The organism is Pedobacter sp. AK017 (assembly GCF_014200825.1).
GTDB lineage: Bacteria > Bacteroidota > Bacteroidia > Sphingobacteriales > Sphingobacteriaceae > Pedobacter > Pedobacter heparinus.
This window is the reverse complement of record NZ_JACHCW010000002.1, coordinates 347,945-360,780: the sequence shown is the minus strand read 5'-3', so window position 1 is coordinate 360,780 and position 12,836 is coordinate 347,945. Positions and strand designations below refer to the sequence as shown.

Here is a 12,836-nt window from a genome sequence, read left to right as displayed (position 1 = left end):
TAACGGCATTAATTAATATAACAACTTATCATAAGGATACCGTTCAGTATGCATAGCCAGCACCTTACCATATAACAATTGCCTGAATTCTTCTAAATTCTCTTTGTGCAGGGCGGAAATAAATAGAGCGGGTGCATTTTCAGCCCCCATCCAGCTTTTCTTAAAGTCGTCCAAAGTAAGTACGATCTTTTCCTCATCTTCATGGTCCGGCTCAGGACTTACATAAGCATCAATTTTATTGAATACCATAATCGTATCCTTATCACGGGCACCAAGGTCTTTTAGTGTCTCATTTACCACATTGATCTGGTCTTCAAAATTAGGATGGGAAACATCCACCACATGAATCAGGATATCGGCTTCCCTTACCTCATCAAGTGTAGATTTAAAGCACTCTACCAGATGATGCGGCAGCTTTCTGATGAACCCTACGGTATCAGACAACAAAAAGGGCAGGTTTTCAATCACCACTTTACGAACAGTAGTGTCCAGTGTGGCAAAAAGTTTGTTTTCAGCAAATACTTCCGACTTGGAAAGCATGTTCATGATTGTCGATTTGCCCACGTTGGTATATCCTACCAATGCAACCCGGATCAGCTGACCACGATTTTTACGTTGTGTTTCATTCTGACGGTCAATCTGTTTCAGCCGTGTTTTTAAAAGAGATATCTTTTCCAGGATCATCCTTCTGTCACTTTCTATCTGTGTCTCACCAGGCCCTCGCATCCCGATTCCCCCTTTTTGACGTTCCAGGTGGGTCCATAAACGGGTTAACCGGGGCAGTAAGTATTGCATCTGCGCCAGCTCTACCTGGGTTTTGGCTTGTGCAGTTTGTGCCCTGCCGGCAAAAATATCAAGAATCAGATTGCTTCGGTCTAATATTTTAACCTGCAGTTCCTTTTCTATATTTCTAAGTTGCGACGGTGATAACTCATCGTCAAAAACAACCATGTCAATCTCTTCCGACTTAACATAAGCCTGTATCTCTTCCAGTTTACCTGTACCCACAAATGTTGCACGGTCTGGCTTCAGCATTTTCTGGGTAAATTCATGCTCCACCAAACCACCTGCAGTATCCACTAAAAACGCTAGTTCGTCCAGATACTCCCTGGTTTCCTCAGGCTTTTCACCAGGCCTGATTACCCCAACAAGTACTGCCCGTTCCTGCTTAACCGCTGTATCGTAATATTTCTGTCTTCCCATGTAAAATACAAAGATACAAAAGTTATACCGAGATCAATTGTGTGGCAAAGTCGCGCATTGCCTGTCCCGGATTGGTGGTTTTCATAAAGTTCTCCCCTATCAGAAAACCGTTAAAACCTGCGTTTTTCAGGTCTTTTATGGTTTCAACTGCACTTATGGCACTCTCCGATATCTTCATGAATTCATCCGGTATCTGCTCCACCAGTTCAAAAGAAGTTTGAATATTCACTGTAAAATCGGCCAGGTTACGGTTATTTACACCAATCGCATCTAAATCTTTACAAATACTGCGCTGCAGCTCTTCCTGGTTGTGTACCTCCAGCAATACATTTAATCCCAGATTTTTGGCCAGGGCCGACAGGTTTCTGATCTCTGCAGGTGTCAAAATAGCAGCAATCAGCAAAATAATATCAGCCCCAAGTGCCTTTGCTTCCAGTACCTGGTATTCATCTATCATAAAATCCTTTCTCAATACAGGAATTCTGTTTGCCGCCCTTGCTGCCAGCAAGTCGTCGGCATGGCCGCCAAAGAAATCAACATCTGTTAAAACCGATAGGGCCGAGGCCCCTGCCGCAGCGTAAGCCTGCGTAACCTCTTCAACAGTTACCCGATCATTAATGATGCCCTTAGATGGCGATCTCCTTTTAAACTCCGCAACAATCCCGGTCCTGTCCGGAGCCAGTAAAAAATCTTTAAAAACATAAGGATCACGGTTGAAGTGCAGGCCGGATTCAAGCTGCTTAACAGAAACGACCTGCTTTGCCTGTGCTACCTCTTCCTTTTTACGAATTACAATTTTATCTAAAATAGTCATATCTAATGCGCTAACCAGTTTTTCATCATTTGTTTTCCATACTCCGTAAGTACACTCTCCGGGTGAAACTGAACCCCACGTACATCAAAATCATTGTGGTGCAGGGCCATAATCTCTGCATCGGCATCCGTAGCGGTTACAGTAAAACAATCCGGCAAGCCTTCACTGCTCACTACCCATGAGTGGTACCGTCCTACATTGATCGTATCAGGACAATCCTTAAACAACAGTTCTGTCTTATCCAAAACTGTAATAGGTGTAGCAATGCCATGCATTGGGCGGCCCAGGTTCAGCAAAGTACCTCCAAAAGCTTCCGCAATGGCCTGCTGACCTAAGCAAACCCCAAAAATACTTTTGGTTGGGGCATACGCTCTGATCACATCCAGCAACAGGCCTGCTTCTTCAGGAATACCCGGACCAGGTGACAAGATTATTTTATCATATTCTGCCACATCTGCCAGCTCAAATTTATCATTTCTCCATACCTCTACATCTCTGCCAAGTTCATTCACCAGGTGCACTAAATTATACGTAAACGAATCGTAGTTATCAATAACCAATACTTTCTTTTGTATGCTCTCGTTGTTCATTTTCTTAAATATCTGTAGCCATCTGTATGGCCTTGCGCAAGGCCGCAATTTTGTTATTTACCTCATTCAGTTCGTTTACAGCAACAGAATCGGCCACTATACCTGCCCCTGCCCTGTAATACAACTGGTTATTTTTACTCATAAAAGTCCTGATCATAATGGCATGGTTAAACTGGTCGTTAAAGCCCATGTATCCAATGGCCCCGGCATAAAAATTACGTCCCAAACCTTCATACTCATCAATCAGTTGCATGGCCCGGTATTTAGGGGCTCCGCTTAATGTTCCCGCCGGATAAGTATCGGCAACTACCTTAAAGGCCGATACATTGGGCTGCAGGTTACCACTTACCTTAGACACCAGGTGGATCAGGTGAGAATAGTATTGAACTTCTTTAAATGATTTCACCTCAACCCCGCTGCAATGCCTGCTCAGGTCATTCCTGGCCAGATCTACCAGCATCACATGTTCGGCACTTTCTTTAGGGTCCTGTTCCAGTTTCCGCGCCAGTTCTGCATCCTCCTCGTCATTTCCCGTCCGCTTAAACGTACCTGCAATCGGGAAAATATTGGCTACATTATCTTTTATGGTGATCTGGGCTTCCGGAGAAGAACCAAAAAGTTTAAAACTCCCATAATCGAAATAGAACAGGTAAGGTGATGGATTAATAGACCTTAAGCAACGGTAAACATTAAATTCATCCCCCAGGAAGCCCTGATTGTAGGCCCTGGAAGGCACAATCTGGAATACATCGCCGCGCAAAATGTGCTTCTTCATCTGCTCTACCATTTCCATAAAACCCTCATTACTCAGGTTCGAATGCTCTTCTCCATCCGTTTTAAAGCTGTATTCCGGAAAATTTTTGTTCTGAATGATGTATTCTATCTTTTCAAGATCTTCATTATCATCCCCGTTAAAGGTATTTTTAAACAGGGTGACCTCATTTTTAAAGTGGTCTATTGCAATAATATACCGGTAAATATGGTATTGCATTATTGGAATTTCCTGATCCTTTGGCGATTTTGCAGTAAATTTAATGTCTTCAAACTCCTGTACGGCATTCCAGGTAAAATACCCAAACAAGCCGCTGGATATGTATCTTGTATCATCCACTACATCCGGCTTAAATGCTGCTTTAAAGGCATCAATTTCTGCCGTAAGCGTAAAGTCCTTCTTTTCCTCTTTTTTACCATCGGGAAAATAGGTTGAAAGCAGGCCATCCTGCAAAACAATACCGGCTATGGGCTCGGCACAAACATAGCTTACCGAGTTGGAACGACTATGGTAGTCAGAACTTTCCAGCAAAATTGTATTGGGGAATACATCCCGAAGGCGCAAATAAATACTCACCGGTGTGGTCGTATCTGCCAGTCTTTTCTTGTAAGTTGTTTTAATTATGTAATTACTCATATGCATCATTATTCTGAATCCGGTTCAGGGTCTTTTTAAAAATTAATCATATAAAAAAACCCGACGTGTGGTCTACGTCGGGTTCTCAATGTGGTTTGGTTTAGGTTGATAAACTATAAGGTACACAAAGCTGCGACTAGACTTTTTTGAAAAGTACTACGCCATTGCCAGGTGTGTATATTGTTAATCATGTGTCACAAAAATATAAATAAATCTAACAAACCAAAATTAATTTTATAATTTTTATGAAACACCGAAGAAAGACCGCGAGGGATCGGCATTAACCATGGCTACAATTGCAGCTATAATTAAGAGGAGTGCCAGGCCAAAATAAAGTGCTACCGACCTGTGTTTTACTACTGCATCTGTACCTTTTTTAGACCGTGCATTTCCTACAGTAATCAATATAACAGCAAAAATCATCATGCTGATGTGTTCCATTTTCCAGTAACGGCCAAGGGCAATACTGCTATCAACCTTATACCAGTCGTTCATAAAGTAGAGGATCAAACCTAATAAGAGCTGAATGTGCGCGGAAATCAATGTAAAAACATTTAGTTTTCTGTTTCCTTCTGTATATGGCTTTTTACCAAGCCAGCCTGAAAGTGCCTGAATAAGAGCGATCACCAGTAAAATTAAAACCAGGTAACGCCAGCCCGAGTGTGCGCTTTTTAAAATCTGATACATAATCGTTTTTCTTTCAAACTTAACCAATTACTTTCTCATTCGTAAAAAACAGAAATAGTAATTTATTTTTAGAATCATTATTAATTACAAAATTCTATTTTTATTTCAGCGCTCATTTAATTGCAGTGATCTTGTAAAGCGGAAAATCAAGCGGCTGTTCTTTTCCCCTGATCAGTTTATATTCATAAAACCGGTCCAGATATTTTTTGAATCGGTCCAGCGAGGGCATTGCAGCACTATAATCTTCATCATATTCAACAGTTTCTCCAACTTTAAGTGCAGCTTCCGGGTCGGAGGCTTTATGGAGCTCCGTTAAATCGTTAGGGTTGATATTGTGTCTTAATTCATCCATGGCTTTTTTTATCAAACCTACACTATAAAAAAGCAATTACGCTATATGCCCCTGCTATTGTCGTTAATCCCCCCTTCAGATATCAAAAATCCAAGCGATATTTGTTTTAGCAATAAAAACGGAACCATATGGCTACAACAAAATTTACATCAGTTGACGAATACATCGGCACTTTTTCCAAAGACATACAATCACGGTTACAGGACATCAGGCAGGTCATTAAGGAAAATGCACCCGATGCAGAAGAAATGATCAGCTACAACATACCCGCATTTAAATTACAGGGCATGCTGATCTTTTACTCCGCCTATACCCATCACATTTCCATTTCTATACCACCCTCTAAAGTATACGAAGCCTTTAAAAAGGAATTATCCGTATATAAAGTCAGTAAATCGGCCATTCAGCTGCCCAACGACAGTCCTTTACCACTAACATTGATAGGAGAACTGACAAGGTTCAGAGTAAAAGAAAATGTGGAAATGGCTGAGTCAAAGCGGGTAAAAAACCTGTAATAGGCAGGATAAATCATTTTTTTATAATAGATTTAGCCATTATCTAAATTATTTATGAAGAAAATCCTGCTCCTCTTCGCCTTTTTGTTAGCTGTAAATTATCTTTTTGCACAGCAAACTTATCCGGTTAATGGCACTTACGATATCCGACAGGGCTTATACGCCTTTACAAATGCCAGTATTGTAATCAGCGCTCAAAAAACCATTAGTAATGGTACACTATTGATTAAAGGACAAACCATACAAGCCACAGGTAGTGGACTGGCTATTCCTAAGGGCTACGTTGTGATCGACCTTAAAGGCAAATTCATTTATCCCTCACTTATTGATGCTTTTACCAGTTATGGAATGCCAGAAGCTACACGGACAGGAAGCAGTGGCCGGCAATCTATTTTTACCTCTACCAAAAAAGGGGCCTATGGGTGGAACGAAGCCATAAAGGCAGAAACCCAGGCCAGCACCATGTTTTCTGCCGATAATAAAAAGGCCGACGAACTGCGTAAAGCTGGTTTCGGCAGTGTTAATGTGGTTAACCGTGATGGCATTGCCCGCGGCACATCGGCCGCAGTAACTTTAAGTGATGAAAAAGAAAACAATACCATATTGAACCCCCAGTCGGCCGCCAATTACTCTTTTAACAAAGGGACCTCACAAAACGACTATCCAACATCTTTAATGGGGGCAGTTGCATTGTTGCGTCAAACCTATTACGATGCACAATGGTACAGTAAACAGAAGGAGGAATACAACATCTCTTTGGATGCCTTTAATAAGCAGCAAAACATTCCCCAGATCTTTGAGGCAGATGGCTGGCAAAATATACTGCGCGTAGATAAAATCGCTAAAGAGTTTGGCAAATCATATATTATCAAATCCAACGGAGATGAGTATCAACGGATAACTGCGGTTAAAGCAACCGGTGCCAGCCTCATTGTTCCGGTAAATTTTATTCGGGCATACAACGTGGAAGATACGGTTGAAGCAAGGGACATTAGCCTGGCCCAGATGAAAGCCTGGGAACTGGCCCCTACAAACCCCGCAGCACTTGAAAAAGCCGGCATCAGGTTTTCACTCAGTACGCATGGCCTCGAGAGTGTTAAGGATTTCTGGCCAAACATTGCCCAGGCTATCAACAATGGGTTAACAAAAAAACAAGCCTTACTGGCCCTTACAGAAATTCCGGCTGCAATGATTGGAATAGCCGATAAGACAGGCACGCTGGAAACCGGTAAGCTGGCCAATTTTATCATTACATCAGATAGCCTCTTTAACAAAGAAACCGTTATTGAAGAGAACTGGATACAGGGTAAGCGTTTTATCGTGTTTAAAAAAGATACCGGGAAAGACACCTCAAAGCTTGTGGCCAAAAAACAGGAAGAGCTAAAAACGGATAGCCCGGGAGCACTATTGTTCCCTTTTGCCCGTTTTGGCAACCTCGCCCCACTAAAGCAGGAAAACGTTTTGCTGAAAAATGCAACCATATGGACCAACGAAAAGGAAGGTATCCTGCAAAATGCAGATGTGCTTATAGAAAATGGCAAAATCAAAGCTGTTGGCAAAAACCTGAATGCCGGTAATGCTAAAGTAATTGATGCTACAGGCAAACACATTACCGCGGGAATGATAGATGAACACTCGCACATTGCCATGACCGGCGGTATCAATGAAGGGGCCCAGGCCTCTTCTGCAGAGGTTAGGGTGGGCGACATCATCAATTCTGAAGATATAAACATTTACCGCCAGCTTGCAGGTGGTGTAACCACTTCACAAATTCTCCATGGTTCTGCAAACCCCGTTGGCGGCCAATCACAACTCATTAAACTCAGATGGGGGAAACTGCCGGATGAACTTAAATTTGAAGGCGCTGATGGTTTTATAAAGTTTGCACTCGGAGAAAATGTGAAGCAGAGTAATTTTAGTGGCAGTGGCGCACGTTTTCCGGTAACCAGAATGGGGGTTGAACAAACCTTTGCAGATCAGTTTACACGTGCCAAAGCCTATAAGATTGAAATGGCAAAGAAAGGCAATATGGCCCGCCGCGACCTGGAACTTGATGCTATTGTTGAAATACTGGACAACAAACGTTTCATTACCTGCCACTCTTATGTACAGTCTGAAATCAACATGCTGATGAAGGTAGCCGATAGCCTTGGCTTCAGGATAAATACTTTTACCCACATTCTGGAAGGATATAAAGTGGCCGACAAGATGAAGGCTCGTGGCATCAGCGCTTCTACATTCTCTGACTGGTGGGCATACAAAATGGAGGTAGCAGAGGCCATTCCCTATAACGGGAAAATACTGCACAACATAGGCATCACAACAGCATTTAACTCTGACGATGCTGAAATGGCCCGGCGTCTAAATCAGGAGGCCGGGAAAGCCATTTTATACGGAGATGTCCCGGAAGAAGAGGCGCTTAAATTTGTAACCTTAAACCCGGCAAAAATGCTGCATATAGACAACCGGGTTGGCAGTTTAAAAGTTGGTAAAGATGCAGATCTCGTAGTCTGGTCTGCCCATCCTTTATCCATTTATGCAAAAGCAGAAAAGACCTTCATTGATGGAATCCCTTATTGGGATATAGAACGTGATGCCGAACTCAGAAAAACACAAAATGAAGAACGGGCAAGACTGATCCTGAAGATGAAAGAAAGTAAAGATAAAGGTTCCAAGACCCAACGCCCGAAAGCAGAAATACAGCGGCAATTCCATTGCGAAACGATTGAAGATTATTCTATTGAGCTGAATGAGTCAGAAAGGAGCCATAACCATGAATAAGTACATTTTAATCCTCTTACCATTAGCCATTAGCCTGAACTGTCTGGCGCAGGCCAATATTTCTCCGGCAAAACCACAGGATACAAGAACAGTGATTATGGGGGCAAAACTACACATCGGTAACGGACAGGTTGTAGAAACCGGATACCTGATATTTGATAAAGGAAAAATTACCGGTGTAGGAGATGCTACAGTTGCCCGTATTGACCTTACAGGCGCCATAGTAATTACCGCAAATGGTAAACAGGTATATCCGGGTTTCATAGCGCCGGTTACCAATCTCGGACTGGTAGAGATCAGTTCAGTAAAGGCAACATTGGATTATAATGAAATTGGCGAACTGAACCCACACATCAGGGCCCTGGTAGCCTATAATACAGATTCAAAAGTACCCGCTACCATAAGGAGCAATGGTGTGCTGATGGCTCAGATTACCCCTCAGGGTGGCACCTTGTCGGGCAGCTCATCAGTTGTACAGCTGGATGCCTGGAACTGGGAAGATGCAGCAATAAGAAAAGACGATGCCCAGCATTTAAACTGGCCGGTTACCTCAAAATTCAGCAGTTCGGGAAACAGGGCCATGGCCCAGGCCGAAGTTTTTAAAGAGCGCACACAGCAGGCGATTAATGACCTTGAACAGCTCTTTGCAGAAGCAAAAGCTTATGCCGAAACAGATAAACCAGCAGTGGTAAATGCCCGTCTGGCTGCCATGAGGCACCTGTTTGATGGTTCGCAAAAACTGTTTATCCATGCAAATGCAGAGAAAGACATCATTACTGCAGTAAAATTTGCAAAAAAATATGGCATTACACCGGTCCTGGTTGGTGGGGATGAAGCCTATCTGGCTATCCCCTTCTTAAAAGAGAACAATATTACGGTGGTGGTAAAGGAGCCACACAATTTGCCCAATAACAGCGACGACGATGTAAACCTGCCCTATAAAAATGCAGGTTTACTGGCCAATGCCGGAATCAATGTGGTGATGAGCCTGCACAGCTACTGGCAACTGCGGAACCTGCCTTTTATGGCAGGAACAATAACGGCCTGGGGTCTTGACAAAGAAAAAGCTTTACAAACCATTACCTTAAACACCGCTAAAGCATTAGGTATTGAAAAGATTGCGGGTAGCCTGGAAATCGGTAAGGATGCGACTTTCTTTATTTCGTCCGGGGATGCGTTGGACATGAAGACCAATAAAGTGGAAAGAGCGTTTATCCAGGGCAGGGATATCAATCTGGATAATCTTCATAAACAATTAGACAAAAAATTCAGTGACAAGTACCTGCTGAAAAGCTTAAAATAAGACAAAAAAAAGAGTGACCCCATCCAAGGTCACTCGTTTTTAACTAACTTATTATTCATAAAAAAACTGGCTGTTGGGGAAGGAGTCGAACCTTCAAGGGGTAGTTAGCTACAGTTCAAAAATTAATTTGTGGTCAACCCATAAACTGCGTTTATCCATTTATCCCCACCACCGAGACAAGAAGGCGTGTCTGCCAATTTCACCACCCAACATAATATAAAGTACTAATTCATTAAGTTTAAGATTTGGTTTAGGTTGATTCTGATCTTAAACTTAATTAGCTGTAGGGGAAGGAGTCGAACCTTCAAGGAGTAGTTAGCCCTTACGGGTTTTCCATTTTCTCCACCACCGAGACAAGGAGGTGCGTCTGCCAATTTCACCACCCTACAGAGTATAAGCAAATGTTAAAGAACTATTTTTTATTACTTGCTTGATACAAATGTAACAACAACCTCAATACGTTGCAAATATTTTAATCATTTAATTTTATTTTTATCATATTAATAATTATATTTGATTATCGTTAACAAATATCAAAATCATGCTTAGAAAAGAAAGCCAAAATTTAGAAATTGATAACCTGGATATAGACATCTTGAAGCAATTGATGCATGACGCAACCAAACCTTATACTGAAATTGCCAAAGATCTGATCGTTTCGGGCGGTACCATACACGTTCGTATGAAAAAGCTGCAGGAGATGGGCATCATCAAAGGCTCACATTTAATTATTGACCCGCAAAAAGCCGGTTATGATGTAACAGCCTTCCTCGGTATCTATCTGGAAAAGGGTATCCAATATAAAGATGCTGTAGAACAGCTGAGCAAAATTAAAGAAGTTGTAGAGCTTCATTACACTACCGGGGCATACAGTATGTTTGCCAAGATCATCTGCAGGGATACCAGCCACCTGAGGCATGTGCTGAATGAAGAAATACAGGCAGTGCCCGGAATTCAACGTACTGAAACATTGATATCACTGGAAGAAAGCATCCGAAGGCAAATTGAGCTTTAAAATGCTAATTCCAATGAAGCCAATTCACTACCCAGTTGTTTTATTCCATTCATAATTTTCTCAACCTGTTTATGCCCTGGTTTTTTATGCCCGTTAACATACTGAGACAATAAAGTTTTGTCCATCCCAATTCTGGAACCCAGTGCACTAGCATTAATGATTTTATAATACTCGAAAAATTGTGCTATATCTAATTGGATGCAGATATCATCTATGGTCACTTCAGGTAATCCTTTTAATTCAGCTACTGAATTGTATGCATCCACCATATTAATCCTTAATTCTGAAATATTATCTCCTGAAGTTGCTGCAGGAATATTATTATCCTCAGCAAAAGCAGAAAAACCAGTTCCGGTTTTTTCTACTACAAATACGATCTTTTTCTTCATCCGTTTGTTATTGTTTTTAATTAAAAGCCAGTTTATTTAATTCCAGCCCGTTTTAAAATTTTGTGAGCAAGCCCGGTGCCTATTTCTTTCGCTCCATGTTTGGCGATAACTTCTTCGCTTCCCGGTTTATCAGGGTGATGCCAGTATTCATGACTCCCTTTAGCGTCTCTCAAATAAACATATCCAACCTTCTTCAACTTTTTAAGCAACTCACTCCATTTCATGTTGTGATGATGTTTTAGTTAAAGAATAGCGTTGATATCCTAAGGAAACAAAGGTAAACAAAAGTTTATCTTTATCAAGCAAAAAAGTAAACTTTTTAATACCTTCTCTTAGTAACGCTAGCCGGCCAAATGGATTTCCGCCTGCAGTAGTTTTAAGCCCGATTGCATTAGTCTTTTCTGACCATTCCTTAACACTCAATTTATAACTATGCAACCCCGACTGACTTTTAATTCCATCGAATTCGATGGATCTTCCCCTATCTTTATACAATGCTATACCCGTTAAGGATATGTAATCGTTATTACTTTGCTGAAAAATAGAAATTTCAATTCCTTTTACTGTGATCTGCTGTTTTTTGTTCATGAATATAAAGATTAGTTCTTACGAATCTAATCTGGAATTGGCCCTACAACCACAGAATTCCAAAACAAAGTTTTTTAGTACAAAAAGCTAGATTTTAGCTCAAAATATTGAAACTACCGTCATCTCGGCGATAGGAAAGATCTTTCCTATCGCCGAGATGACTTTGAGTAAAAAAACCCAATAACCTTTCCCTGCTGTAAAGTTACTTTCCTTCTCTCCTACCCGGCTGTTGTTCGGGTATTGTTTGGATGCCAGCCGGCCTGGGCCTTTCAATGGCCTGTTTTTGCGCCAGCAAAAATGTAAAATAACTTTACTCACAGTAAAGCGCATTGGAGATGCAAATTGACCACATTAGCTTAGTGCCAGAATTAAAAAAAGTTATGGCAAAACTAAACAATGGCATTTTTGGCGCTATAAGCGGTAAAATAGGCAATATTGAAGGCTACATCAGAAAAGGACAACCCTTAGTACGACTTAAAAAACGGAAAACCAATATCCCGCCCAGCTTAAAACAACTGGCTGTAAGGCAAAAAATGAAGGTAGTAAATACCTTTATCGACAGCATGACCAGGTTTGTAGCTGCAGGGTTTGAACTGGCCGCAGCAAATGAAACCTATACGGCAAACAACGCCGCAAAATCTTACCAATTGTTGAATGCAGTAAAAGGCGAATACCCTGATTACAGCATAGATTACCCTAAAGTGCGGCTTACCGAAGGGACATTGCCAGTGGCTGATGATCCGCAGGTGCAGCCACTGGCCAATGGCCTGCTGTTTACCTGGAGTTTTGACATAAACGAAGACTATTATTACCAGCGCCAGCAGGTAATGCTATTGGTGTATGCACCGGAAAGCAACAGAGCTTTTTATACGCTAAGCGGAGCAAGAAGAACCACAGCTGCCGAAACTATGGAACTTCCTGATGATTTTAAAGGCCAGGTATTGGAATGTTACATCAGTTTTGTAGCCGATGACCGAAAGGCGATATCAAATAGTGTTTATATTGGGCAAATAACGTATTGATTAAAAATTAATTTCCATACCTAAACCTGCTTTGAGCACAACTCAAAGCAGGTTTTTGTTTGTAAGTACCTGAGTGTCAAAAGTACACCGTGTGGTTTTTTCGGTTGAAAATGTATAGAATTGCAGAATATTCGTTAAATTTATATACAAGGGATTTAATACAAAAGGG

At 41.5% G+C, this 12,836-nt stretch carries 15 protein-coding genes and 2 tRNA genes; 5 read left to right on the top strand and 12 right to left on the bottom strand.

The window, feature by feature from the left end; all coding sequences use genetic code 11:
* Positions 1-12: 12 nt before the first annotated feature.
* The 6 genes from hflX to HDC92_RS04715 form a co-directional block, all read right to left on the bottom strand.
* Positions 13-1,203, bottom strand: coding sequence for a GTPase HflX (hflX, locus tag HDC92_RS04740; RefSeq protein WP_183872662.1), 1,191 nt, complete (start codon positions 1,201-1,203; stop codon positions 13-15).
* Positions 1,204-1,225: 22 nt separating this feature from the next.
* Complete coding sequence (gene trpC / locus HDC92_RS04735) at positions 1,226-2,017, bottom strand: indole-3-glycerol phosphate synthase TrpC (protein ID WP_183872660.1); 792 nt, start codon at positions 2,015-2,017, stop codon at positions 1,226-1,228.
* 2 nt (positions 2,018-2,019) lie between these two features.
* A complete protein-coding gene (locus HDC92_RS04730; protein ID WP_015809968.1) occupies positions 2,020-2,607 on the bottom strand; it encodes an anthranilate synthase component II in 588 nt (195 codons plus the stop codon).
* A 4-nt stretch (positions 2,608-2,611) separates the two neighbouring features.
* Positions 2,612-4,015 (bottom strand): anthranilate synthase component I family protein, encoded by a 1,404-nt coding sequence (locus HDC92_RS04725; RefSeq protein WP_036675333.1) that lies wholly within the window; start codon positions 4,013-4,015, stop codon positions 2,612-2,614.
* A gap of 243 nt (positions 4,016-4,258) precedes the next feature.
* Positions 4,259-4,702 carry a hypothetical protein gene (locus HDC92_RS04720; protein ID WP_015809970.1) on the bottom strand — a complete coding sequence of 148 codons (444 nt, stop codon included), beginning with the start codon at positions 4,700-4,702 and terminating at the stop codon, positions 4,259-4,261.
* A 112-nt stretch (positions 4,703-4,814) separates the two neighbouring features.
* Positions 4,815-5,054 carry a hypothetical protein gene (locus tag HDC92_RS04715; protein ID WP_015809971.1) on the bottom strand — a complete coding sequence of 80 codons (240 nt, stop codon included), beginning with the start codon at positions 5,052-5,054 and terminating at the stop codon, positions 4,815-4,817.
* Between the two features lie 128 nt (positions 5,055-5,182).
* On the opposite strand from HDC92_RS04715, the gene HDC92_RS04710 reads away from it, so the two are divergent.
* The 3 genes from HDC92_RS04710 to HDC92_RS04700 are packed head-to-tail and all read left to right on the top strand — an operon-like array spanning position 5,183 to position 9,653.
* On the top strand, positions 5,183-5,569 hold the full coding sequence (locus HDC92_RS04710) for an iron chaperone (protein ID WP_015809972.1): 387 nt from the start codon (positions 5,183-5,185) through the stop codon (positions 5,567-5,569).
* Positions 5,570-5,623: 54 nt separating this feature from the next.
* Positions 5,624-8,350 carry an amidohydrolase family protein gene (locus tag HDC92_RS04705; protein WP_183872658.1) on the top strand — a complete coding sequence of 909 codons (2,727 nt, stop codon included), beginning with the start codon at positions 5,624-5,626 and terminating at the stop codon, positions 8,348-8,350.
* On the top strand, positions 8,343-9,653 hold the full coding sequence (locus tag HDC92_RS04700; protein WP_015809974.1) for an amidohydrolase family protein: 1,311 nt from the start codon (positions 8,343-8,345) through the stop codon (positions 9,651-9,653). Before HDC92_RS04705 ends, HDC92_RS04700 begins: the two co-directional genes overlap by 8 nt.
* Positions 9,654-9,720: 67 nt before the next feature.
* On the opposite strand, the gene HDC92_RS04695 is transcribed toward HDC92_RS04700, so the two are convergent.
* Together HDC92_RS04695 and HDC92_RS04690 are read right to left on the bottom strand one after the other, a co-directional pair.
* A tRNA-Asp gene (locus HDC92_RS04695) sits at positions 9,721-9,865 on the bottom strand.
* Positions 9,866-9,934: 69 nt separating this feature from the next.
* A tRNA-Asp gene (locus HDC92_RS04690) sits at positions 9,935-10,042 on the bottom strand.
* Between the two features lie 152 nt (positions 10,043-10,194).
* Here HDC92_RS04690 and HDC92_RS04685 point away from each other — a divergent pair.
* Positions 10,195-10,668: an Lrp/AsnC ligand binding domain-containing protein gene (locus tag HDC92_RS04685; protein WP_015809975.1), complete on the top strand. Its 474-nt coding sequence runs from the start codon at positions 10,195-10,197 to the stop codon at positions 10,666-10,668.
* Here the strand turns inward: HDC92_RS04685 and HDC92_RS04680 are convergent.
* From HDC92_RS04680 to HDC92_RS04665, 4 genes are all read right to left on the bottom strand, one after another.
* Positions 10,665-11,057 (bottom strand): XRE family transcriptional regulator, encoded by a 393-nt coding sequence (locus HDC92_RS04680; protein WP_183872656.1) that lies wholly within the window; start codon positions 11,055-11,057, stop codon positions 10,665-10,667. The two genes, HDC92_RS04685 and HDC92_RS04680, sit on opposite strands and share 4 nt — an antisense overlap.
* A gap of 32 nt (positions 11,058-11,089) precedes the next feature.
* Positions 11,090-11,281: a type II toxin-antitoxin system HicA family toxin gene (locus HDC92_RS04675; RefSeq protein WP_183872654.1), complete on the bottom strand. Its 192-nt coding sequence runs from the start codon at positions 11,279-11,281 to the stop codon at positions 11,090-11,092.
* The gene (locus HDC92_RS04670) at positions 11,268-11,645 is read right to left on the bottom strand and encodes a hypothetical protein (protein WP_183872652.1); all 378 of its coding nucleotides are present in this window, start codon (positions 11,643-11,645) and stop codon (positions 11,268-11,270) included. Before HDC92_RS04670 ends, HDC92_RS04675 begins: the two co-directional genes overlap by 14 nt.
* Before the next feature lie 99 nt (positions 11,646-11,744).
* Positions 11,745-11,963: a hypothetical protein gene (locus tag HDC92_RS04665; protein ID WP_183872650.1), complete on the bottom strand. Its 219-nt coding sequence runs from the start codon at positions 11,961-11,963 to the stop codon at positions 11,745-11,747.
* Positions 11,964-12,025: 62 nt separating this feature from the next.
* Between HDC92_RS04665 and HDC92_RS04660 the strand changes: the two genes are divergently transcribed.
* Positions 12,026-12,667, top strand: a complete 642-nt coding sequence (locus HDC92_RS04660; RefSeq protein WP_183872648.1) for a DUF6266 family protein — start codon at positions 12,026-12,028, stop codon at positions 12,665-12,667.
* Positions 12,668-12,836: the final 169 nt, after the last annotated feature.